The organism is Gordonia sp. CPCC 205333 (genome assembly GCF_048537885.1).
Taxonomy (GTDB): domain Bacteria; phylum Actinomycetota; class Actinomycetes; order Mycobacteriales; family Mycobacteriaceae; genus Gordonia.
In genome coordinates this window covers 182,843-206,580 of record NZ_JBCLVI010000003.1, presented here as the reverse complement: position 1 = coordinate 206,580, position 23,738 = coordinate 182,843, and the positions used below count along the sequence as shown (strand labels likewise).

The window sequence follows — 23,738 nt, the reverse complement described above, 5'->3', positions numbered from 1 at the left end:
GCACCTCGACAAGCGTGAGGTCAGTCACCCACCGGAGGTCCAGCCGGCCGACCAGCGGTTCGGCGGCGCGGCCGACGCTGCGCCGCGGCTACCGGCGCTTGGGAGCCGAGAGTCGGGCCCGAGGTGGTCACAACCGTCGAAGATGCAGCACGCGCAGACTCCTCGTCGCTGATCACAATCGTCGATGATGCCCCGGTCGACGCTGCCGGACGACGTGCCGCACGACGTCGCTTGGGTCGAGTCACCGGGGCGCGATCAGGAGTGCTTTCAACTACCTCTGGCGCAGACGCGTCGGTCGTCGAGATCGCTTCGCTTGGGACGCTCTCGGCCGCACCATCGCCCTGAGATTCGCCTGGTGAGCCAGGCTCATCGGATACGGCGTCGATATCAGCCGCTGCGACCTCGTCGCCGCTGATCAGTTCAATATCGTCATCGTCGGTGGCAATACTCTGATCCCCGTCATGATCATGCGCGTGTGCGGCCATCGCCCGGAACATTGGATGTTCGCCGGCCGGATGGGTGGCGGGTGGCGAACTGGGCGGGCCGATCTCGGCTGCAGCCTCGTTCTTGCGCCCCTTGCGACGCGAGCGTTTCGACGATCCGCCGTCACTGCGTGAACCGGTGTCATCGGTCGGGCGCACCTCGACGGGATTTGCGTGCACGATGACGCCGCGGCCACCGCATGCGGTGCAGGTGGTTGAGAAAGCTTCGAGCAGCCCGGTACCGAGCCGCTTGCGCGTCATCTGCACCAGGCCAAGCGAGGTAACTTCGGAAACTTGGTGTCGAGTCCGGTCGCGGGCCAATGCTTCGGTCAGGCGACGGAGCACCAGATCGCGGTTGGATTCGAGGACCATGTCGATGAAGTCGACAATGATCATGCCGCCGATGTCGCGCAGGCGCATCTGCCGCACGATCTCCTCGGCCGCCTCCAGGTTGTTACGCGTCACGGTTTCTTCGAGGTTGCCGCCCGAACCGGTGAATTTTCCAGTGTTGACGTCGACGACGGTCATCGCTTCGGTGTGCTCGATGATCAGCGTGCCACCCGACGGCAGCCACACCTTGCGGTCCAGCGCCTTGGCCAACTGCTCGTCGATACGATGCACGACGAAGGAATCAGGAGCATCCGGCCCGGTCTTCTCGAACTTCTCGACGCGCTCCATCAGATCGGGCGCGACGTCGGAGATATAACGCTCGACGAGATCCCACGCCTTGGGCCCCTCGACGACCAGCTTGCGGAAATCCTCGTTGAATAAGTCCCGAACTACCCGAACCAGCAGGTCGGGCTCTTCGTACAACGCCTTGGGGCCATTCCCCTTCTTGGCGTCGACAGCCTGCGAGATGGTGTTCCACTGCGATTCGAGACGCTCAATGTCGGCACCGAGTTCTTCGGCGCTGACGCCTTCGGACGCGGTACGGATGATCACGCCGGCGTCATCGGGCACCAATTTGCCCAGAATCGAGCGGAGACGTTTGCGTTCGGTGTCGGGTAGTTTGCGGCTGATACCGGTCGACGATCCGCCCGGTACATAAACCAGGTAGCGCCCCGCGAGGGATATCTGAGTAGTGAGCCGGGCACCCTTGTGTCCGACCGGATCCTTGCTGACCTGGACCAATACGCTGTCACCTGGCTTAAGCGCTTGCTCGATCTTGCGCGAGCCACCATCAAGCCCGGCAGCGTCCCAGTTGACCTCACCTGCATAGAGCACGCCGTTGCGACCGCGACCGATATCAACGAACGCCGCTTCCATACCGGGCAGCACGTTCTGCACGCGGCCTAGGTAGATATTGCCGACCATCGACGACGATGTCTCGGTGGTCACGAAATGTTCGACGAGAACGCCGTCTTCGAGCACCGCGACCTGCGTGTAATCCTCAACCGAACTCTGATGATCGGCGCCAAGCGGCCCGCGCTCGCGTACGACCATGACTCGATCTACCGCCTCACGGCGGGCCAAGAACTCCGACTCACTCAGGATCGGCGGTCGACGCCGCCCCGCGTCACGGCCATCCCGGCGTCGCTGCCGCTTGGCTTCGAGCCGCGTCGAACCGGAAATACCCTGCACCTCGTCGCGGGCCCGCTTACTACGCGGTTCACGTTCGTGGACAACGGTATTGGGCGGATCGTCGGCTGATGACGCATCCTCGGGTTCGTCACCGCCGCCCTTCCGACGACGACGGCGGCGGCGGCGCTTCGATGTCGGCTCGTTCGCGTCATCGTCGGCGTCATCCGTGTCGACTCCGGACGCTTCTTCCGAAGTGGTCGCGGCGTCCTCGTCTTGTGCCGGCGTCGTCGAGTCAGCCACCTTGACGTCAGGGTCGGAATCGCCAGTCTCAGAATCGTTGTCGCCATCGGCGGCCTGTTCTCCGCGGCCGCGGCCACGGCCACGTCGGCCCCGACGGCGTCGTCGATTACGGCCCCCGTCGCCCGAATCGTCGTCCGCGCCGTTGGCATCGTCACTAGATTCGGATCCCTCGGTAGCTACGGTCGGCTCGGCGGACTTACTCGACGCGGGTGCCGATTCGATGTCTTCGGTCGTGGTTTTGTCCCTGGCCGGGGCCTCGTCCGCGATAGGCTTCGACACTTTCGCCGGCGCGTACTGCTGTGGCTCGGGGGGAAGGAACAGCGGTGAGACGGAGAACGACGCGGGTTCAGGCGAGACCGGTGCCGCCGACAGTGGTGCGTGGCGCTGCGCCTCAGCAGCCGAGAACAGCGACGGCGGCTCTTGGGAATCACTCGCCGAGTCGGATTGAGATCGTTTCTCAGTCTCGACGGGCACCGAATCCGCGACGCCCACCGTTTCCGGGCCAACGGTCTCCGATGTCGACTCGACAGTGATGAGTTCCGGTGTCGCCTCGACCGGGGCCTCCGGTGTCGACTCGACAGGGGCCTCAGCCACAGGACCAGAATCGCTGGACGCGTCCAGCGGGGCGTCAACGCCGCCGACACGAGAGCGCACCGCGTTCGCGACGTCGCGATCGATACTCGACTGCGGGCTGCGGGCTGCGTGCCCGAGTTCGGCGAGATGTTCGAGGACGGTACGGCTGGTCAGCCCTAACGCCCGCGCCAGCGCGTGGACGCGCAGCTTCGCCGGAAAATCCTCTGCCGAGTCTGACGCCGCGTTCGCGTCAGCCGGCGACCCATTATCGGTCACGTTGTCTCCTTGCGCCCCCGGGCGCGTCATCTGCTGGTGAACCAGCTGTGACGCGGCCACGCGAGGGCTGCCTATGTGTGGTTGTCCGGTCACTTTGTTGACCGGTTAAGTGGTCTTCGCGTCTTATCGTCGCGTTCGTCCAGAGGTTCCTGGCTCTGACGCGGCTGACGCCTTGCTGGTGACGATGCGTCCGGACGTCGCGAAATACGCTAGGTCCCGGGCCGCCCGCACGCTGAGTTCCTCATCGGAACCGCGGCGGTGGGGCTGCCACCGGTGTCGAAATCGACTGGGTAACCAAACTCGCCCGCGTTGCGCGCGAAGGAAGGTATGTCGACAACGGCTAGGCAAGTATCCCACACCACATGTCTTTCAAGAATTCAGGTCGGTGAAATCGCCAACCGAGAATTCCAGGTGCTGGACTATGCCTGCTGGTCAAGCACTCAGGGCGGGAAACCAAAGAGCGATCTCACGTGCCGCCGACTCCGGCGAGTCTGAACCGTGCACCAGGTTGTTCTGCGTTTCGAGCGCGAAGTCACCGCGGATTGTTCCCGGTGTCGCCTTCTCGACCGGATCGGTACCGCCGGCGATCTGACGCCACGCGGCGATTGCCCGCGGTCCTTCGACAACCGCCGCGACCAGGGGTCCCGAGGTGATGAAATCGATTAGCGACCCATAGAACGGCTTGCCGTCATGTTCGGCGTAGTGGCCCGCAGCCACCTCCACGTTCGCAGTGCGTAGTTCGAGCGCGACTATCTTGAGGCCCTTCGCCTCAATCCGACGAAAGATCTCCCCGACGAGACCACGGGCGACGGCGTCGGGCTTGGCTAGTACGAGGGTGCGTTCAGTCACGGTGAGATCGTAAACGGTGGTGTATCGACGACTGAACGCCGGTGCTCGGTTCTCGACGTCGTCCACAACTCCGACCACTGTCCCCAAGTCCAAGGCCACCTGAGCTCTGCCGCCCGATGAAGTCACCGCAGCAGCGTAATGTTGCCGCATGACCACGTCCGAGTCGGATAGCAAATTCGCTCAGATCTACAGCGATGTCAACGAGATCTACGGGCAGCTGAGCCAGCACACGAAAACACTGGACCAGCACACGAACACGCTCAACCGACACACGACGATCCTCAACGAGCACAGCGTGACCCTCGCGCAGCACAGCGAGATCCTCAACGAGCACAGCGAGATCCTCGCGCAGCACAGCGAGATCCTCAACGAGCACAGCGAGATCCTCGCGCAGCACAGCGTGAAACTCGAGCAGATCGACGCCCGGTTCGAGCAAGTCGACGTCCGGTTCGACCGCGTTGACGCCCGGTTGGATCAAGTCGACTCAAAACTCGATCTGGTCTTGGAACGCATCGGCGACCGGAGCTGAGCGGAGTGAAAGCATCGACTACGTGTCGATCGGCTCCTGACCGAATAGCTCGCCGCGCGCGATCCGCTTCTCGACGTCACGTTTGATGTACGCGATGTAAATCCATACGCAGCCGAACACCACTCCCACCGCCGCGATCGACCAGTGGAATAGCCCGCCGGCGATGGTGACCGCCTGTAAGCCCAGATCGAGTTTCAGCGCCCATGGCCTACCTTGCATCCCCGAAGCTAAGATCATAACCGCACTGAGCCCGATCAAGAATGTCAATGACCATCGGTTGAGTCCCGGACCGACTTTCGCAACGATCGGGATCGCGAGCAGTACGACAATCACCTCGAGGATCAACGTCCCGGCCATAACCCCGCGTAAACCCTTCCATGGGTCGTTGGCTGGCTCGGTGAACTTGGGTTGTCCCTGCGGCGGTGAACTCATGCCGGTTCCTTTCCAAACAAGGTCCGCGCAGCACCCGCGGTCATTACCGATCCGGTGATCACCACTCCGGCACCGGCGACAGGCGAGCCGTCATCTGATTCTTCAGCCCACGCGATAGCGGCTTCGACCGCGTCGGGCAGGAACGGCTCAACCCGCACGCGATCCTCGCCGTAGACGCGATTGGCGATGTCCGCGAGGGTGTCGGTGTCCAGAGCGCGAGTTGACCCGTTGTTGGTCAGCACTACCCCATCGAAAACCGGCTCCAGCGCTTCCAACACGCCTTCGACGTCTTTGTCGCCGAGCACACCGATCACTCCGACGATTCGTCGGAAGTCGAACTCGTCGACGAGCGCTCGAGCGAGGGCTTGTGCACCATGAGGATTGTGTGCGGCGTCCAGATACACCGTCGGTGCGCTGCGCACTCGCTCAAGACGTCCGGGTCCGGTCACCGCGGCGAAACCTGCCTGGATCGCCTCGGCATCGAGTTGCCGGTCCGCACCAGCTCCGAAGAAGGCTTCGACCGCCGCCAATGCGACTACCGCGTTCGACGCTTGGTGCGCACCGTGCAGCGGCAGGAAGACCTCGGGGTATTCGCCGCCAAGACCCTGCAGTCTCAGCAGTTGACCGCCGACCGCGGTCTTCGACTCCAGCACCGCGAACTCCGAATTCTGCCGTGCCACAATCGTTTCCGCCTCAACCGCAGCCCGAAGCAACACCTCCATTGCCTCTGGCGACGACTGCTGCGCGATGATGGTCACCGGATCGACCGGTACTAGCGCCTGTGAATCGCCCTTCTTGATAATCCCCGCCTTCTCCCCCGCGATGGCGCTAAGCGTGTCACCGAGATAGTCGGCGTGATCCATCGCAATCGGAGTGATCACCGCGACGGCCGCATCAATGACATTCGTCGCATCCCAACGACCACCCATGCCCGTCTCGACGACGGCGACATCGACCGGCGCCTCCGCGAATGCCGCATAAGCCATCGCGGTCAGCACCTCGAACTTGCTCATCCGGGGACCGCCTGCGGCCACAGATGAATCGTCGACCATGTTGATGAAGGGCTCGAGTTCACGGTAGATGTCGACGTAGGTTCGGGGGGAGATCGGCTGCCCGTCAATCGATATGCGCTCGGTCGCCAGTTGCAGGTGCGGACTGGTGATCCGTCCGGTCCGACGATGCAGGGCAGTCACCAGCGAATCGACCATCCGTGTCACCGACGTCTTGCCGTTCGTACCGGCGATATGGATCGACGGATAGTTGCGCTGCGGTGAACCCAGCAGATCCAGCAATGCGTGTATCCGGGTCAACGACGGCTCGATTTTGGTCTCCGGCCACCGAGTGTCGAGTTCAGCCTCAACGACCGCAAGCTCTTCGAGGTCGTCGGGGGTAGGCGCGTCGGTCATCCCAGCGAATCCAATTTCGCAGTCAAGCGCGCAATTTCCTCCTGCGCCAACGTCTGCCGAGTTCTTATCTTTTCGACGACGTGATCAGGCGCTTTGGCTAGGAACTGCTCGTTGCCCAGTTTGCCCGACGTCTGCGCGAGCTCTTTCTCAGCCACAGCGAGATCTTTTGCTGCCCTGCGCTTTTCGGCTTCAACATCCACATTGCCCGAGGTATCGATACGCACGACGACAGTTGTCGAGGACAACCGCACTTCGATGGTCGCCGTTGCGGTGAAGTCGTCGCTCGCCGCCTCCAACTTCGCCAGGGAATCGAGGTAGGCGCGTGATTGGCCCAGGCCCGCCGCGTCAATGCCGTCGAGCTCAGCCGAAACTCGCTGATTGGGCGCTAGACCTTGGTCGCTTCGGAAGCGTCGCACCTCGGTGATCAGCTTTTGCAGATCTTCGATGTGAGTCCGCGCCGCGGCATCGACCGCCAGTCCACTGGGGTGTGGCCACGGTGCCACAACAACAGACTCACCGGTTGTCAGCGCCTTCCACAGCGTCTCGGTGACAAATGGGATGACCGGGGACAATGCTCGCAAAAGCGGATCGAGAACATTGCCCAGGACCAGTGCGGTGGCATCGGCACGGGCCTGATCACCCGAATTGATCTGCACCTTGGCCAATTCGAGGTACCAGTCGCAGACCTCATCCCACGCGAAGTGGAACAGTGCCTCACAGGCCTTGGCGAACTCGTAGGACTCGAAACCCGAATCCGCTTCGGCCAGAACCTCATCGAGCCGATCGAGAATCCATCGATCGGCGACTGTCAGGTGCTCACGCGCTGGTAGGTCACCGACCTTCGCGCCATTCATCAGCGCGAATTTGGTGGCATTGAACAATTTAGTGGCGAAGTTCCTCGACGATGACGCGTGGTCTTCGCCGACGGAAATGTCGCTACCTGGATTGGCGCCACGGGCCAAGGTGAACCGCAGGGCGTCGGCACCGAAACGCTCAACCCAGTCCAGCGGGTCGATACCGTTACCCTTCGACTTACTCATCTTGCGACCGTGTTCGTCGCGGACCAGGCCATGCAGGAACAAGCTCCCGAACGGCACCCTGGCATCGCGAACACCAAGTCCGGCAATGTCTTTGGCGCCGACATAGGTCCCGAACATCATCATCCGGGCGACCCAGAAGAAGAGAATGTCGTAGCCGGTGACCAACACCGACGTCGGATAGAACTTTTGGAGATCCGCAGTGTCGCCCGGCCAACCAAGAGTCGAAAACGGCCACAGACCCGACGAGAACCAGGTGTCGAGTACGTCCGTCTCCTGCGTGTACCCGGCGGGCGGCGCTTCACCCGGCGCCGGACAGACCACTTCGCCGTCGGGTCCGTACCAGATCGGGATTCGGTGTCCCCACCACAATTGGCGCGAAATACACCAGTCGTGCATATCGTCGACCCACCCGAACCACCGCGACTCCATCGACGCGGGGTGAATCACGGTGTCGCCGTTGCGAACCGCATCGCCAGCACTCTTAGCCAGTGGCTCGACATTCACCCACCACTGCATCGACAACCGCGGCTCGATCGGTTCACCGGTCCGCTCGGAATGGCCGACGCTATGCAGATACGGCCGCACCTCCTTGACGATGCGTCCCTGTTCGGCCAGCGCCTCGCGCACCTTGACGCGCGCTTCAAAACGATCCATCCCGTCGAATTGTGTTCCGGTGTCGGCGATTACACCGGTTTCATCCATGATGGACGGCATCGCGAGATCGTGTCGCTGCCCGATCGCGAAATCGTTTGGGTCGTGGGCGGGGGTGATCTTCACCGCGCCGGAACCGAATTCGGGATCGACATAGTCGTCGGCGACCACCGGTACCTTTCGATCCAAAAACGGGTGATCCAGTTCGACGCCGATAAGGTTGCGGTACCGCTCGTCATCTGGGTGTACCGCAATCGCGGTGTCCCCCAACATCGTTTCCATTCGAGTCGTCGCAACGATGATATGCGGCTCATCGTCGGACATCGAGCCGTACCGGAAGCTGACCAGTTCACCCTCGACATCGGCGTAGTTGACTTCGATATCGCTGATCGCGGTCTTGAGCACCGGAGACCAGTTGACGAGTCGCTCTGCCTGGTAGATCAGACCGTCATCGAAGAGCTGCTTGAAGATGGTGTGTACTGCCGTGGACAGTCCCTCATCCATGGTGAAACGCTCACGGCTCCAGTCGACGCTGTCGCCGAGTTTGCGCATCTGTGATCCGATGGTGCCGCTGATCGCGGCCTTCTCCTGCCAGACGCGCGCAATGAACGCATCGCGGCCGAGGTCGTCACGAGTTGCGCCCTCGTCGGCAAGCTTGCGTTCGACCATGGTCTGCATTGCAATCGCCGCATGGTCCATGCCGGGCAGCCAAAGCACCTCGTACCCCTGCATGCGACGGCGCCGCGCCAACGCATCCATCAGCACATGCTCGTAGGCATGTCCCATATGCAATGAGCCATTGACATTCGGCGGCGGAATAACGATCGAGAACGGCGGCTTATCGCTGGCGGCGTCTGCGGTGAAATACCCGGCGTCTACCCAGCTCTGGTACAGCCCGTCCTCATGCTCGGCAGGAATCCAGGACTTGGGCAGCGCTTCGTTGGTCACCCGTCAATTCTAGGGAAAGGCGAATAGCGCGCGGACAACCCCTCGGCCAGACGCGTCAACGACGGAACCCACCCCTTTCCACTTTCAACATATATCGCACCTAGGGGCTTGCCGCAAGACCCGGGTGATACTGCAGAATCGCTGGTCGTGGCTGCACACCCCGACTCGCCACGAGAGAAGAGAATCAATGACCCAACCCGCATCCCTACCGACGGCCAGCACATTCAACCTGCCGCCGCGACTATCGCACAAGGCAGCCTCGGTCCTCATCGGCGAGGACGACCGGCACTTCGCCGCTATCACCGAATCCTTGCATTCGACTATCGCCGCAGTGTCCGACCGCCTCGATCTGCAACGTCGCGCGCCGGCCCGCGGCGGCACAGTGGCCGTCGAACGTGATGCTGAGATCAGGCAATTGTCCGCACAATTGCGGACGCTTCAGCGATTCGGTCTCGATTTGTGCTTGGGCCGGATGGTCGATGCGGACGGCACGGTCACCTACCTGGGACGTACCGGACTGACCGCCGCCACCGGCCGTCAGCTTCTTCTCGACTGGCGTGCTCCGGCGTCCGCTGCCTTCTTCGCCGCAACGCACGCCGAGCCAATGGGGTTGTCGAGTCGACGTCGTTATCGATGGAAGCGCTACGGCGACCAGTTCCGCGTCGTCGACTACTGGGACGAGACATTCTCCGATGAGCCAGACGAGTCGCTCTCGCCCGACGTCAACTCTGCCTTCATCGCAAGCCTCGACTCCGGCCGCTCTCCTCGGATGCGAGATGTCCTGGCAACCATCGCCACCGATCAGGACGCGATCATCCGATCGGACTCACCTGGCTGCCATATCGTCGACGGCGGACCGGGTACCGGCAAGACCGTCGTCGCGCTGCACCGGGCCGCATATCTGCTCTACTCCGACCCACGTGTGTCGCCCCGACGGGGCGGAGTCCTCGTCGTTGGGCCACATGACCCGTATCTGGCATATGTGGGCGACATCCTCCCCGATCTCGGTGCCGAGGGGGCAGCATTGTGTACGCTGCGCGACCTCCTTCCCGAAGGGGAGAACGCGGTCGACGAGACAGATCTTGTTGTGGCGCAGTTAAAATCGTCGGTCAAGTGGATGGGCGCCGTCGACAAGGCCATCGCCTTCTACGAGGACCCACCGACCGAATCGACCGTCGTCGAAAGCGATTGGGGCGACGTCTCCATCACCGCCGCCGAATGGCTGCGCGCCTTCGCCGCCCCTGAGGCCGGGATTCCGCACAACGAGTGCCGCGAAATCATCTGGGCCGAGCTTCTGGAAATCGTGCAGACCAGCCACCCTGATATCCCCCGGTCGCGATTGCGGGCCATGCTGCACGTGGACGACGTACTGACTGGAATACTCAATCGGGCGTGGCCGATGCTCGCGGCCACGGATGTCATCGCGGACCTGTGGGCGGTCCCGGCGTATCTACAGATGTGCGCTCCGTGGCTAAGCGCCGACGAGCGCCTCACCTTGCGCCGGAAGGCCACTGGCGGCTGGACGATCAGTGATCTCCCCTTGCTCGACGCCGCACGTCGGCGGTTGGGCGATGGCGGGGCAGCCCAAATCGCGCGCGAGCGCGCCGTGCTCGCGGCGGCCGAGCAGCGCCGCAAGGCCGAGGTTATTGAGGAGATGATCGCGGCCGAGGGTGATCGGGAGAGCCTGCTGACTCAGTTCGTCGGAGGTGGCCTCACTGAGGCACTCGTCGACGGCGGTGGACTCCCTGAGACGACAATCGACCGGTTCGCCGAGACATTCGCTCATGTCGTCGTCGACGAGGCGCAGGAACTCACCGACGCCCAATGGCAGATGTTGCGAGCACGATGCCCGTCGGGCAGCTTCACCATCGTCGGGGACCGAGCTCAGGCGAGTGCCGCTTTTGCCGAGTCGTGGCGCGAGCGGTTGCATCGCAATGGATTGCGCGACGTCAGTGTGTCGCATCTGCGAGTCAATTACCGCACGCCGCAGGAGATCATGGATGCGGCAGAGCCGGTCATCCGGTCCGCCATCCCCGACGCCAACGTCCCGACGTCCATTCGCAGCAACGGAATCCCGGTCAGGTACGGCAGTCGGTCTGAACTGGACCAGGTACTGACCAGCTGGCTTGATGCCCATGCTGACGGAATCGCCTGTGTCATAGGCGATTCGGAGTTCACGACTCGAGATCGGGTGTCGTCGCTGACCCCACGATCCGCGAAGGGTCTGGAATTCGATCTGGTCGTGGTGATTGACGCGATGCCCGCCGCCGGGAGCGAAGCGAGCGGGGCGCACGTTACCGCCGCCGGGAGCGAAGCGAGCGGGGCGCAAGTTACCGCCGCCGTCGACCGATATGTGTCGATGACCAGGGCAACCCAGCAACTGGTGATTCTGCGCTGATCCGAACGCTCGCAAACCCCACACACGCGGACATCCCCAGCACCTTTTGGCGTTGGGGATGTCCGCGTGTGTGGGGTTTGCGATCTAGCGGCGTCTACGCGCTCTTGTCGCGGCGTTCGTTACGCCGGTTCTTGCGCGGCACGATCGTGGGTAATACGTTGTCGCGCACCGTTTCTCCGGTCACCACTACCTTTTCGACGTCATCTCGGCTGGGGATGTCATACATCACCGGGAGTAGGACTTCCTCCATGATGGCGCGGAGCCCTCGAGCGCCGGTACCCCGATGAATTGCCTGATCGGCGACAGCTTCCAGAGCTTCGTCGGTGAATTCCAGTTCGACGTTGTCCATGTCGAAAAGCTTCGCGTACTGCTTCACCAAGGCGTTCTTCGGCTCGGAGAGAATATTGACAAGTGATTCCTTGTCGAGGTTCGTCACCGAAGCGATCATTGGGAGTCGACCGATGAACTCCGGAATCAAGCCGAATTTGATCAGATCCTCGGGCATCACTTCGGCGAAGTGATCGCTGGTGTCCACCTCGTCCTTGGTCGAGACTTCATTGCCAAAGCCGATGCCGCGCTTGCCAATTCGATCGGAGACGATCTTCTCCAGCCCGGCAAAGGCTCCGGCGACGATGAACAACACGTTTGTGGTGTCGATCTGGATGAATTCCTGGTGCGGGTGTTTGCGACCGCCCTGTGGCGGCACCGAAGCCTGGGTGCCCTCCAGGATCTTCAACAGTGCCTGCTGCACACCTTCACCGGAGACGTCGCGAGTGATCGACGGGTTCTCGCTCTTGCGGGCGATCTTGTCGACCTCATCGATGTAGATGATGCCGGTCTCGGCACGCTTGACGTCGTAGTCAGCGGCCTGGATCAACTTGAGCAGGATATTTTCGACATCTTCACCGACGTAGCCCGCCTCGGTGAGCGCAGTGGCGTCGGCGATCGCGAACGGCACGTTCAGCATCTTTGCCAGGGTCTGCGCGAGATACGTCTTTCCGCATCCGGTTGGGCCGAGCATCAAGATGTTGGACTTCATGAGCTCGACGACCTCGCCGGTCCGCGCGTCCTTCTTGTCGCCAGCTTGAATACGCTTGTAGTGGTTGTAAACCGCGACGGCAAGCGTCCGCTTCGCGGTGTCTTGACCGATCACATACTTGTTCAAGAATTCGCGTATCTCGGCGGGCTTCGGGAGTTCGTCGAGTTTCACCTCGCCATTCTCGGCGAGTTCTTCCTCAATGATCTCGTTGCACAGGTCGATGCACTCATCGCAGATGTACACGCCGGGTCCGGCGATCAACTTCTTGACCTGCTTCTGACTCTTTCCGCAGAAAGAGCACTTCAGGAGGTCGCCACCATCTCCGATTCGTGCCATCGCCTTTTGTACCTGCTTCCAAGAACTCGGTTACGACATCACGCGCCGCCACCATCGTGTCGTGGTGTACCTCGACGGTACCCCTACTTACTTCCGATCTTTGATCGTAAAGCCAATTGCCCCGGAGTGTCGGGGTGACGCGCGCATCCGCGCCTTCGGCGTCAAATGCCGACAGCCGCTACTTCTTGAGAGACTTCTTGCGGTACTCGAAGACCTCGTCGATGATCCCGTATTCCTTGGCCTGATCGGCGGTGAGGATGTTGTCGCGGTCGGTGTCCTTGCGGATCTTGTCGGCCGACTGGCCGGTGTGGCCGGACAGAATTTCGTCGAGTCGCTTGCGGATCCGCTCGATTTCGGCGGCCTGAATCTCCAAGTCCGAGACCTGGCCCTGATACGCGCCGCCGGTACGCGGCTGGTGGATCAGAATCGTGGCATTCGGCAACGCGGCACGCTTGCCCGGTGTGCCACCGGCCAGCAAGATCGCCGCCGCGGATGCGGCTTCGCCAAGGCAGACGGTCATGATGTCGCAATGCACGTACTGCATGGTGTCGTAGATCGCGAGCATATCCGGCACGCTGCCGCCCGGTGAGTTGATGTACATAGTGATGTCGCGGTCGGGATCCTGCGACTCCAGCACCAGCAACTGGGCCATCACGTCGTTGGCGACGGTCTGGTCAATGGGCGTTCCCACGAAGACGATGCGCTCTTCGAAGAGTTTCGCGTACGGATCGTACTGACGCTGACCGTTGGGTGTGTGCTCGATGAACTGCGGCAGGATGTAGCGTGCTTCGATGCTTTGCATGAACCGGGTGGAATCAGCGATTCCGGCGGCGACAGCACTACTCGTGGACTGTGTCATGAGGTCTATTCCTTCTCTTGGCGCTGCCGTGGTCAGTTGGAGCCGAGGCGGGTCACGACGTGATCGACCAGCCCGTAGGCCTGCGCTTCGTCGGCCCGGAACCACTTGTCGCGGTCGGCGTCGGCCTCGATCTTCTCCAGTGGTTGACCGGTGTGTTCGGCGTTGAGCCGGTTCATTTCCTTTTTGGTCAGCGCGAACTGCTCGGCCTGGATCGCGATATCAGCGGCGGTGCCACCAATGCCGGCCGACGGCTGATGCATCATGACCCGGGCGTGCGGGAGTGCGTGACGCTTCCCCTTCGCACCCGCGGTCAGCAGGAACTGCCCCATCGACGCGGCCATGCCCATCGCGTAGGTCGCGATATCGCATTCGGCGAGCTGCATGGTGTCGAAAATCGCCATCCCCGCAGTGACCGAACCGCCGGGCGAGTTGATGTAGAGGCTGATGTCCTTGGTCGGGTCTTCGGCCGCGAGGAGCAGGATCTGCGCGCACAAACGGTTGGCGATGTCGTCGTCGACCTGCGTACCGAGGAAGATGATGCGTTCGCGCAGCAGTCGTTCGAATACCGAATCGGTCAAGTTCAGTCCGGCGACTCCCGAACTCATGGTCAGCTGTGAATCGCTCACAAAGTCCTACCTTCGACTACTTGATGGATATCTACTCGGCATAGTGCGACGCGGATGCGCAGCGCCGAGGTGTTGCGTCGTTGTCACCGACATTAACCAATACCCCCGCCGAAACCGTCCCGAAGACACCGCTATTCGCTCACAGCAGAACGCGGGTTTCGAGTACGTATCGACAAACGCGCCGCCGTCCCAACGCACTCCCGATCAGGGGCGCGGTGGAACGACGGCGCGTCGAAAGTGCGCGTGGCGAATTACTCGTCGTCGCCAGCGGGTGCCTCGTCCTCGAACGGCCCGAAGAATTCCTTCGTGTCGATGACGGTGCCATTGCTGTCGGTCACGGTCACATCGCGGACGATCTCAGCGAGCGCCTTACCGCGACGGGCATCGGCGTACACGGCACCGATCTGTCCGGCCTGCTGCAACTGACCGATGAACTCCTGCGGTGCCATGCCGTAACGCTGCGCCTGGAAAATGATCTGCTGAGTCAACTCGTCCTGGCTGACCTCGGTCTCGGCCTTCTCGGCGACGGCGTCGAGCAAAAGTTGTGTACGTACCGATTTCTCGGCCGACTCACGCGCTTCGCCTTCGAATTTCTCGCGGCTGGTCCCTTGAGTTTCCAGTAACTGCGCGAAAAGATTCTCGTCATGCCCGATGCTGTGCAGCACCTGTTCGAGCTGTCCTTCGACCTCGGCCTCGACAACCTTTTCAGGCAACGGGAACTGCGCCTTTTCAGTCAGCTGTTCCAGGACCGCATCGCGGATCGCATTGGCCTGCTCGGTCTTCTTCGACTGCTCGACACGCTTGGCCAAATCGCCCTTGAGTTCATCGACAGTGTCGAATTCGCTTGCCATCTGGGCGAATTCGTCGTCGACGTCGGGAAGCTCGCGGACCTTGATCGAGTTGACCTTCACGCTCACCTGAGCTTCTTGACCGGCATGGTCGCCGGCGACGAGGGTGGTGGTGAATTCTTTGGTCTCGCCAGCGGCGACGCCGACGAGCGCATCGTCCAATCCGTCGATAAGCTCACCGTTGCCAACTTCGTGCGACAGCCCTTCGGTTGAAGCCTCTTCGACCTTTTCGCCGTCGACGGTGGCATCGAGGTCGATCGACACGAAGTCGCCGGTCTGCACCGGCCGGTCGACGCCGTTGAGGGTGCCGAAGCGCGCACGCAGGCCATCGAGTTGCTCTGCGACAGCATCGTCGTCGACCTCAATGGCGTCAACGGTGACCGCCAGCGTCGAGTAATCGGGCAGATCGATGTCGGGCCGAACGTCGACCTCGGCGGTGAAGGTGATCGACTCGCCGTATTTCAGCTCTGCCAGGTCGATGTCGGGCTGGCCCAGCGCATTGATGTCGGCCTCGGTAACCGCTTCGGTGTATTTGACCGGCAGCGCTTCGTTGACGACCTGCGCGAGCACCGAATCGCGACCGACGCGGGCCTCGATGAGTTTCGCGGGCGCCTTACCCGGGCGGAACCCTGGAATGCGAATCTGCTGAGCGAGCGACGCGTATGCGCGCTCGAAGTCTCCGGACAGTTCCTCGAAGGGAACCTCCACGTTGAGCTTTACTCGGGTCGGGCTCAGCTGCTCGACGGTGCTTTTCACGCCTCTGGACTCCTTGGCTTCGACTTCTCACGTGCAACTCGATCGCCGTCGCCGAGACCGACGACACGAACTGTCGGGATGACAGGATTTGAACCTGCGACCCTCCGCTCCCAAAGCGGATGCGCTACCAAGCTGCGCCACATCCCGGTCGATTCCCCCTCGCCACACCACCGCTCACGACACACAACGTGCGGTCGGCGTCGAAACGAGAACCAACCGCACATAGTACGGGGCGGCACACCGGTTTCCACAATCGGAGGGGTGATTTCTCAATCCGGCTTGCCACGTTGTAAGGTTCTGTTCCGCACGCGGAGCCTGGCGATCCCAGACGCCGCATGCTCGCGGGTGTAGCTCAATGGTAGAGCCCTAGTCTTCCAAACTAGCTACGCGGGTTCGATTCCCGTCACCCGCTCCACAGGTCAGAAGGCGCAACCAATCCCCGGATGTAGCCAACGGCGATTTCGGTGAAACCAGACGAACGTAAAGCCCCTCACCGACCAAAGTGAGGGGCTAGCCTTTCTCGCACACTAGGATCGCTGGGCTACCACCCCCACGGCTGCCCAGTAGGCATCACTTCGGGGCGACTTGCCGAACGCTTGCCAGTTCCGTGAGCTCGCCGACTGTCGAATTGTCGCGGACGCTCGATGCTGCTGCGAGAATCGTCGCCGCGGCGGGCGCGCTCGTATCGGGCGGAATGACCATGATGGTCAATCCTTGCTTGTCGTTGATGCCGCGGAGTTTGACGACACCCGATGGCCAGTAGCGATAGCCATCGAGCCAAATTAGATGATTATCGACCTGAATGCGCGACAACGAATGAACCCAGTCGTTCTCGTGAAACACAACGCACACAACAGGATTGATTCGTTCTGACACCGTCTCGATCAGGTCTCGGATTTCCGATTCCAATTGTGAACTGTGCGGCCACCACGCGCCGTCGATGTTGTTAGCCGTTGCGTGCGACTTGAGGACCACGCGGGACTCGTAGATTATGTTGCTCGGGGTGATCAGCGTCATCAAGACGCTCCTGTCTGCTCGAAAGGTCGAGCTGCGAATACCGACGCACCGGACGCGACGCGTTCGGACCTCGATACTTTTTCCACACTACTCGTCTGACGAGCGTGAGGTTTACCACGCCTCTAGCGCATGAGTTTAGGCGTACGTTGGACATATTGAAGTAGATAGCCGGCAGTATTCCGCCGGTCGCCTCAGCACGAAATCGCGGCCACTGAAATGTCGCCCAGTTAGGTGTGACCGCCATGGGCACAACCGATTTCAAATCTCAACGGCAGTCTGAGTCATGATCGTTCGCATGGACTGTCCGCCGGTCGCGTGGCGATCCGACGTGCACCCTAGCGAAACTGCGGAGCGCGCAGGAAGATTCAAGTTCCGACCTGACATGGCGCGGACGTTGCGAGCCGAATTGCTCAATGTCGTAACGGAACTGGAGAACGACCAGGTTGTCGACCCGACGCTGCAGCGATCACCTGATCGAGACGAGTTGACGAGCGATCAAGAATATTCGAGCACGTGACGAATGGACGTGCGACATGACTGAAATGATTCCCCAGCGTAGCTATCGAAACGAGGACGGAACCACTGAAACCTGTTGGGCGCAAACGAATTCGGAGTACCTCGCGTAAATATCGAAACCACCACAAAGACCATACAGCGCACTGACGGAAGCGTGATCGCCGAAGATGTCGCTCTGCTGATCAGTGATCGAACCACCCCTCGCCGAATCGGTATCCCGGTGCGAATTCTCGGCGACGTTATACAAGCTCTCCAGACGGCGCAGGCCGCGGTGAGACGACTCGATCAGCAACTTGTGACGCCGTTGCTGACGGTGCACTAGCCGATCATATGAGGGTATTCTTTCGAGCGGTGCTGGAAAGCGAGGATATTCGGATTCTCGATCACGCCATCGTTGATTTCGATGGCCCGACGCAATGTGTCGTCAAAGTTCCATTGCGAGGGGCCGCTCATAACCGCCCGGAGATACGGGAGGAGCGCTTCGCTAATCTCCCACGTCGCCGAGTTCCATAAATATGACGGACTGTGGTCGACGGCGTAATAGCGGATTTGATCGCCGACCATGAAAGTTGGCTCGGCGAAAGTCGTCGGCCGCGCCCAGCTGAACCCCATATTCGCATCACATGACACATCGACGATCAGGGTGCCGGGAGCCATCAATTCGAGGTCTGCTTCCTGCAGGAATAGCAGTGGCGCGTTGGTATCTTGCAGTACGCAATTGACGATGACGTCGAACTGGGCGAGGAAGGTGTTGAGCGGAACGGTGCCATCGCCGACAGTTACGCGGGAACCGCGTTGGCCGCCGTCATCTTGGTCGAACTGCACGATGACGGCAGAGTGAATGGGCGAGCCCACCGCGGTGACCCCCCGCTGTGTTACCACGTGGACATCGTGGATGCCCTGCGCGTTGAGCGCGGTCACAGCGCCCCGCGCCGTTGCGCCGAATCCGATTACCACTGCCCTGAGCCGCCTGCCGTAATCGCCGGTAGAACCGTTGTGGTGCAAGGCATCCAACACCGAGCAGTAACCCGCCAGTTCGTTATTCTTGTGGAATACGTGCAGATTGAACGACCCTTCCGAGGTCCAGAAGTTCATCGCCTCGAAAGCGATGAGGGTCAGTTTGCGTTCGATCGCGATTTGAGTGAGTTCCGAATCCTGGACGCAGTGCGGCCAGCCCCACAGCACCTGATGATCCCGAAGGTCCTTGAGGTCTTGGGCCTGCGGCTTGGGTAGCAAAATGACATCGCAGCCGGCGACCAATTCAGAACGGGTGCGCAGGCCAGCGACCGACTGCGCCAACCGCTCGTCGCTGACACCGAACGGCTCACCGTAGCCGTGCTCCAGGTAGATGGCCGACCGTAGGTCAGCGTCAATTCGGTCGAAGTGCAACGGGTGTATCGGGAGACGCTGCTCATCGGGTTTGCTGGACTTGGCGACGACTCCAAGTGTGTGGACGGGCATGTAATATTCCTTGAAATAGACGCTGCCACACCCAAAGCGGAAAGAGCGGAGCAACTGTGGCGCGGCCAAGCCTGCGCGGGACGGCCCGGGAGAATCCCAAGAGGCCGCAGAAGCCCCTGTCGCGGGGCCGGTGTGCGGCAAATGAAACCGCTACGCGGCAACTATACCCCTCGGCGACTTCAGGCTATCGAGCGTATCTCCCGGAACAGAGGTAAGTGCTGTCCGCCAGCCTTCACAACCGCGCTGCCCGTATTCATCACGGTATGCCCCCATCAGACCTTCTTGACCGCCCGCACCTGTCCCCCGTCGCGCGGAATCATCGTCACATTGCGATGTTGCGGCGTCTCCCCCGGCCGATCGTGGGTCTCCAGATCTACCCGACGCAAGATTTCGGCGACCACGATTCGAAGCTCGGCCATCGCCAGTGCCGCACCGAGACAACGCCGATTGCCACCACCGAATGGCATCAACGTCTGCGGTGACGGTTTGGTATCCCGGAATCGTTCGACGTCGAAGGCGAAGGGACGCGAATAGATCTCGTCCCGATGATGCAGAAGCAGGATACTGACCAGAGCGACAGTGCCGGCATCGACGTGATGCCCACCAAAGTCCCAGGGCACCAACATTTCTCGGGCCACTATCGGCACAACCGGACGGCAACGCATCGATTCGTTGACCAACGCCTCGACGGCGTCTTCTCCGCCGTCTGAGCGCACCTGCTCGCGGACATTCAGGTACTGATCGCGATGCCGGGTCAGGCGCTCGAAAGTCCAGGCAACGCTATTCGAGGTGGTTTCGTGTCCGGCCAATACTAGTGTCATCAACTCGTCGCGGATCTCGTCGTCGGACAACGCTCCGCCCGACTCCTCACGCGCATCAAGCAGCACCGAGAGAATATCGTTGCCGCCCAAGCTGTTTCGACGCTCGGAGATCACCCGGTACACCGCCCGGTCAACCGGCTGCAGTGCCCACCTGGTGAATCCGATCGGCTCGGGATTGCGCGCGTTGATCAGCTGAGCGACGGTTGCCGCCGGCCAGGTGGAGCGGCGTAGCAACCGGACCACCTGGAATCGCAGGTCGCGTTCGGCGGGTGTCGGCTCGCGATCGTCGCGAATGCCAAAGATCGCGGTCATGATCACATCAAGGGTGATCTGTTGCCCCACATCGGCCAACTCGACAACCTCGCCGACCTTCCACGCATCGATGGCCCGCGTCGTCGCTCGGGAAATATCTTCCCGATAGCTGGCCACCGCCTTTCCGTGAAAATGAGGCATGAGGAGCGCTCGTTGACGCTTATGCCGTTCGCCAATCGAGGTCAACACAGACTCGGAGCCGATAATCGGCCGCAGCGGCGACATTCGAGTCCCCGAGGGGGCGATCGCCGGGTCTGCGGTCATCAACGACTTGATATGGCCGGGGTCACTCAGCACGACGGTCCGACCGGCACCGCCAATGAGCTGGTAGCGCAGCAACGTCGTATTCGCGGCGTCGGCGAAGAGGGTGTCTCCCTGGCGCAACACGAGCCGCAGGGACTCACGGACCGATTGCGGCGAGACCCGGACGATGGGTCGTACATCGCTGGTCGGCACATCTCCAATAGGTCCAGCCGTCGATTTCCCCACGATAATCCCGCTCAGCGCGTCCGGATCGGCGAGATGCCAACGCTCCCCGGTCAGCCCCGTCCGCAAAATGGTCGATGTCATCAGTTCCCTCCCACGGCTGGCATAAATCGGCGTCGACGTCGGCGTTTGGGCCGGTCGCGGATTTCGTCCCGCCGCGCCATGGCATCGCGCGTTTCCCGTGCTTGCCAATTGAGCCCGGCTCTATCGTGCATCAGATACAGGCTCGCCACCACCAGAATGATTGCCACCACTGTGATCTCCATAGGGCAACGCTAATGTGCGCGAGGAAGTCGTTCAGCGGTCCACGGTCGGAACTCTCCGACCTACGTCGGGCGGACGGTGAATCCTCCCCCGGACGGATACTTTTCGAGGTCAACAACGATAAAATGCGCTGGTGCATTGGCTGTTGATGCGAACCCGACGGACTCTCGCCCTACTGGGCCACGAGTACCCGCCGTCGTACTTGCTGATCGCTTATGCCGGCTATGGCCTCACTGTCATCACTGCGGCGGCCGACCGAATCGTCCACGGCCCGACCGGCACCGAATGGCTGGCGATTTTCGCCGCCGTCGCCGCCGGGTTTACACCGATGACCGGCGTGTGTCACAAGCGGCATATGTGGAAGCCGATGCTCACTATCATGACCTCGGTCACGGTCGGACTGTTCTGGATCGTTCCCGTTCAGGCCGACGCTGCGGCACTATTGCTGGTCATTTCGGTCACCATGTCATCTGCGGTCGCGCTTCTCCGCGAGAACATTTTCGATGTCGCGGTCCTCCTGGGCGTGCTGGGTGCCGGAGTCGCGACTGAGCGCGTCGAGCAGGGATGGCTCATCGCGGCCATGATCTGCTTCGGAGTCGCGGTCGGCAGGCTGCTTCAGGCGCAGCTACTGCTTCTGCGCCGAGAGCGTCAGGCCCGCGCGTCGCAGGCCATCCTCGACCGGGCCGGAATGGCTCGCGAAATCCATGACGTCGTAGCCCATTCGCTGAGTATCGTGCTGCTCAACGTCACCGGTGCTCGGCGCGCACTGCAGCAGGATGCCGATACCGACGAAGCATTGGCCGCACTGAAGGACGCAGAGGCTCAGGGCCGCGCTGCGATGACAGACGTGCGCCGCACAATCGAACTCCTGCGGACTGACGGTGAGTCCGAACTGGCCCAGCCCGGCTTGGCCGATCTCGACGCACTCGTCAACACGTTCCGGCGCGCCGGAACGTCGGTGGCCTACGGTGCACGACCTTTCGCCGAAGAACTCACCAGCGCAACGGAATTGGCGATCTTCCGCATCGTGCAGGAATCACTGTCGAATGCGAGCAGACACGCACCCGGCACGTTGATCGAAGTGACTATCGGACCGGCCCTCGACGGAATTCTGATCGTGGTGGTCAACGACATTCCCGACGACGCGCGCCGACATCCTGGCGGCTCCGGCCTCGGCGGCATGCGCTCGCGGACTGAACTTCTCGGCGGACATTTGACCGCCGGGCGACACGGGAATCGCTGGCGGATCGAGGCATTCATTCCGATTCCCGACACGGCAGCCGATGCCGGTTACGGTGACGTGGTGACCGAACGTCATGACACTCACGCGGCCACCGATGGTTGAGGATCTGATCCGCACCTTGCTCGTTGACGATCAGGAACTGGTGCGGTCCGGACTTCGGCGAATCCTGCGACGCAAGGACGGCTTCGATGTCGTCGCCGAGTGTGGCGACGGTGATGAAGTTCTCGATGCTGTCACTGCATTCACGCCCGATGTCGTTGTGATGGACCTACGAATGAAGCGCGTCAGCGGAATGGAGGCAACCCGACAACTCCGCGATACGCCGTCCCCCCCGCCGGTCCTCGCGCTGACCACCTTCCGCGACGACGCCCTGCTCTCCGAGGCATTGCGTGCTGGCGCCGCGGGGTTTGTCCTCAAAGACTCGTCGGCCGAGGAATTGATTCGCGCTGTGCGCCTAGTCGCCGCCGGCGACGCGGTTCTCGATCCGGCAGTCACCGGCCGCGTGCTCGATACTTACCGCACCGCTGACACAGGCCAGCACCGAAAAGGAGTGCCGACGCCGGTCCTATCGCGGCTCACCGCCCGCGAGAAGACAGTGCTAACTCACCTCGGGCGCGGTCTGTCCAACGACGAGATCGCAGCTGAACTGATCATTTCGGTGGTAACGGTGAAAAGCCATATCAGTAGCATCTTCGCCAAATTGGACGTTCGAGATCGCGCGGGAGCCATCGTTTTCGCCTTCGACAACGGTTTGGTCATCCCCAGATCGCATTGACGGCACCAAAGGGTATGTGGCTTGCCTCACATTCGCGGCCCGCACCAACTCCCTACGCAGCGCAAACCTTCGGCCAACTGGATTCACTCTGACAAATCACGTTCAACACTTTGGCTCATCGGCAACAGTTGTGTAACGATAGAAAGGCGCATTTGTGGGGAAAGGCGCCGGCCTCCGCTCGCGGGGCCCGACTTTGCAAACGAAACGTAAGGGTTCGACTCAGTGCTGACTAATAAGCGTTCAGGACGTACGCGCCTGTTCACACGACTTCTGACCACCATTGTCGGTGTTCTCGCCGTGATGGCATCGCTGCCCGCACTGGCCAGCGCCGCGCCGGTCACCATCATCCCGGGTCTCCCCCCGATCGAGATCCCAGGTGCCCCGACAACCCCGAAGCCCAAGCCAAAGCCGAAGGCTCCGAAGACCACCACGCCGGAAAAGCCCGCCAGCCCGGCCATCCCGAACGTGAAGACGTCGACCGGCTGGATCGCTCTCGCCCAGGACTCGACCCATCAGATCACCTGGTGGCACAACGGCGAGGTCGTCAAAACCATGCCGATTTCGATGGGCACCAACGATCACCCGACTCCGAACGGCGTGTACTACACCGACGAGAAGTACCGGGATATGTACATGGACTCGTCCACCTACGGCGTGCCGATCGACTCGGCCGAGGGCTACCGCACCTACGTCGAGTACGCGACGCGGATGTCGAGCGACGGCATCTTCATCCACGCTGCTCCCTGGTCGGTCGCTCAGCAGGGTAAGAGCAACGCGAGCCACGGCTGCATCAACATCTCCACTGCCAATGGCAAGTGGGTATTCGACACCATCCCGCGTAACACCCCGATCGTCGTTCGCGGCACCGTCGGTGGCAAGTACGACGGAAACTGATTCTTAGAATCACCTCGAAAAGGGCCGGACTTCCCAATGGGAGGTCCGGCCCTTTATTGTGTGACACCGCGTTCGATCGG

General features: G+C 61.6%; 19 protein-coding genes and 2 tRNA genes. 7 read left to right on the top strand and 14 right to left on the bottom strand.

What is annotated here, in order from left to right; translation table 11 throughout:
- Positions 1-20: 20 nt before the first annotated feature.
- Both AAFP29_RS11130 and ndk read right to left on the bottom strand, forming a co-directional pair.
- The gene (locus AAFP29_RS11130) at positions 21-3,152 is read right to left on the bottom strand and encodes a translation initiation factor IF-2 N-terminal domain-containing protein (RefSeq protein WP_419217437.1); all 3,132 of its coding nucleotides are present in this window, start codon (positions 3,150-3,152) and stop codon (positions 21-23) included.
- A 432-nt stretch (positions 3,153-3,584) separates the two neighbouring features.
- Positions 3,585-4,001, bottom strand: coding sequence for a nucleoside-diphosphate kinase (gene ndk, locus AAFP29_RS11125; protein WP_419218067.1), 417 nt, complete (start codon positions 3,999-4,001; stop codon positions 3,585-3,587).
- 148 nt (positions 4,002-4,149) lie between these two features.
- Here ndk and AAFP29_RS11120 point away from each other — a divergent pair, with 148 nt between their 5' ends.
- Entirely contained in the window at positions 4,150-4,530 is a 381-nt protein-coding gene (locus tag AAFP29_RS11120; protein WP_419217436.1) for a hypothetical protein, read from the top strand.
- Positions 4,531-4,548: 18 nt separating this feature from the next.
- On the opposite strand, the gene AAFP29_RS11115 is transcribed toward AAFP29_RS11120, so the two are convergent.
- Genes AAFP29_RS11115 through AAFP29_RS11105 form a run of 3 tightly spaced genes read right to left on the bottom strand, consistent with a single transcriptional unit; the run spans position 4,549 to position 9,007 of the window.
- Complete coding sequence (locus tag AAFP29_RS11115; RefSeq protein WP_419217435.1) at positions 4,549-4,962, bottom strand: DUF4233 domain-containing protein; 414 nt, start codon at positions 4,960-4,962, stop codon at positions 4,549-4,551.
- The gene (folC, locus tag AAFP29_RS11110) at positions 4,959-6,368 is read right to left on the bottom strand and encodes a bifunctional tetrahydrofolate synthase/dihydrofolate synthase (protein ID WP_419217434.1); all 1,410 of its coding nucleotides are present in this window, start codon (positions 6,366-6,368) and stop codon (positions 4,959-4,961) included. The genes AAFP29_RS11115 and folC overlap by 4 nt, the downstream gene beginning before the upstream one ends.
- Positions 6,365-9,007 carry a valine--tRNA ligase gene (locus tag AAFP29_RS11105; RefSeq protein ID WP_419217433.1) on the bottom strand — a complete coding sequence of 881 codons (2,643 nt, stop codon included), beginning with the start codon at positions 9,005-9,007 and terminating at the stop codon, positions 6,365-6,367. Before AAFP29_RS11105 ends, folC begins: the two co-directional genes overlap by 4 nt.
- A 187-nt stretch (positions 9,008-9,194) precedes the next feature.
- Here AAFP29_RS11105 and helR point away from each other — a divergent pair, with 187 nt between their 5' ends.
- Positions 9,195-11,405, top strand: a complete 2,211-nt coding sequence (gene helR / locus AAFP29_RS11100) for an RNA polymerase recycling motor ATPase HelR (protein ID WP_419217432.1) — start codon at positions 9,195-9,197, stop codon at positions 11,403-11,405.
- Between the two features lie 94 nt (positions 11,406-11,499).
- On the opposite strand, the gene clpX is transcribed toward helR, so the two are convergent.
- The 5 genes from clpX to AAFP29_RS11075 form a co-directional block, all read right to left on the bottom strand.
- Complete coding sequence (gene clpX, locus AAFP29_RS11095; protein WP_419217431.1) at positions 11,500-12,780, bottom strand: ATP-dependent Clp protease ATP-binding subunit ClpX; 1,281 nt, start codon at positions 12,778-12,780, stop codon at positions 11,500-11,502.
- A gap of 178 nt (positions 12,781-12,958) precedes the next feature.
- The gene (locus tag AAFP29_RS11090; RefSeq protein WP_419217430.1) at positions 12,959-13,639 is read right to left on the bottom strand and encodes an ATP-dependent Clp protease proteolytic subunit; all 681 of its coding nucleotides are present in this window, start codon (positions 13,637-13,639) and stop codon (positions 12,959-12,961) included.
- 32 nt (positions 13,640-13,671) lie between these two features.
- Positions 13,672-14,244 (bottom strand): ATP-dependent Clp protease proteolytic subunit, encoded by a 573-nt coding sequence (locus tag AAFP29_RS11085; protein WP_419218066.1) that lies wholly within the window; start codon positions 14,242-14,244, stop codon positions 13,672-13,674.
- Positions 14,245-14,516: 272 nt separating this feature from the next.
- Positions 14,517-15,869 (bottom strand): trigger factor, encoded by a 1,353-nt coding sequence (tig, locus tag AAFP29_RS11080; RefSeq protein WP_419217429.1) that lies wholly within the window; start codon positions 15,867-15,869, stop codon positions 14,517-14,519.
- Between the two features lie 73 nt (positions 15,870-15,942).
- A tRNA-Pro gene (locus AAFP29_RS11075) sits at positions 15,943-16,016 on the bottom strand.
- A 194-nt stretch (positions 16,017-16,210) separates the two neighbouring features.
- Here AAFP29_RS11075 and AAFP29_RS11070 point away from each other — a divergent pair.
- Positions 16,211-16,284: transfer RNA gene (locus tag AAFP29_RS11070), tRNA-Gly, on the top strand.
- Between the two features lie 155 nt (positions 16,285-16,439).
- Here AAFP29_RS11070 and AAFP29_RS11065 read toward each other — a convergent pair.
- A complete protein-coding gene (locus tag AAFP29_RS11065; RefSeq protein ID WP_419217428.1) occupies positions 16,440-16,886 on the bottom strand; it encodes a DUF5994 family protein in 447 nt (148 codons plus the stop codon).
- 670 nt (positions 16,887-17,556) lie between these two features.
- On the opposite strand from AAFP29_RS11065, the gene AAFP29_RS11060 reads away from it, so the two are divergent.
- On the top strand, positions 17,557-17,724 hold the full coding sequence (locus AAFP29_RS11060) for a hypothetical protein (protein ID WP_419217427.1): 168 nt from the start codon (positions 17,557-17,559) through the stop codon (positions 17,722-17,724).
- On the opposite strand, the gene AAFP29_RS11055 is transcribed toward AAFP29_RS11060, so the two are convergent.
- The 3 genes from AAFP29_RS11055 to AAFP29_RS11045 all read right to left on the bottom strand — a co-directional run bounded on the left by AAFP29_RS11055 (position 17,721) and on the right by AAFP29_RS11045 (position 20,748).
- Positions 17,721-18,863: a N(5)-(carboxyethyl)ornithine synthase gene (locus AAFP29_RS11055; protein ID WP_419217426.1), complete on the bottom strand. Its 1,143-nt coding sequence runs from the start codon at positions 18,861-18,863 to the stop codon at positions 17,721-17,723. The genes AAFP29_RS11060 and AAFP29_RS11055 overlap by 4 nt on opposite strands.
- 272 nt (positions 18,864-19,135) lie before the next feature.
- Entirely contained in the window at positions 19,136-20,566 is a 1,431-nt protein-coding gene (locus tag AAFP29_RS11050; RefSeq protein WP_419217425.1) for a cytochrome P450, read from the bottom strand.
- Positions 20,566-20,748, bottom strand: a complete 183-nt coding sequence (locus AAFP29_RS11045; protein WP_419217424.1) for a hypothetical protein — start codon at positions 20,746-20,748, stop codon at positions 20,566-20,568. Before AAFP29_RS11045 ends, AAFP29_RS11050 begins: the two co-directional genes overlap by 1 nt.
- A 131-nt stretch (positions 20,749-20,879) precedes the next feature.
- Here AAFP29_RS11045 and AAFP29_RS11040 point away from each other — a divergent pair, with 131 nt between their 5' ends.
- From AAFP29_RS11040 to AAFP29_RS11030, 3 genes are all read left to right on the top strand, one after another.
- A complete protein-coding gene (locus AAFP29_RS11040) occupies positions 20,880-22,091 on the top strand; it encodes a sensor histidine kinase (RefSeq protein ID WP_419217423.1) in 1,212 nt (403 codons plus the stop codon).
- The gene (locus AAFP29_RS11035; protein ID WP_419218065.1) at positions 22,084-22,764 is read left to right on the top strand and encodes a response regulator transcription factor; all 681 of its coding nucleotides are present in this window, start codon (positions 22,084-22,086) and stop codon (positions 22,762-22,764) included. Before AAFP29_RS11040 ends, AAFP29_RS11035 begins: the two co-directional genes overlap by 8 nt.
- Positions 22,765-22,986: 222 nt before the next feature.
- A complete protein-coding gene (locus tag AAFP29_RS11030; protein WP_419217422.1) occupies positions 22,987-23,658 on the top strand; it encodes a L,D-transpeptidase in 672 nt (223 codons plus the stop codon).
- Positions 23,659-23,738: the final 80 nt, after the last annotated feature.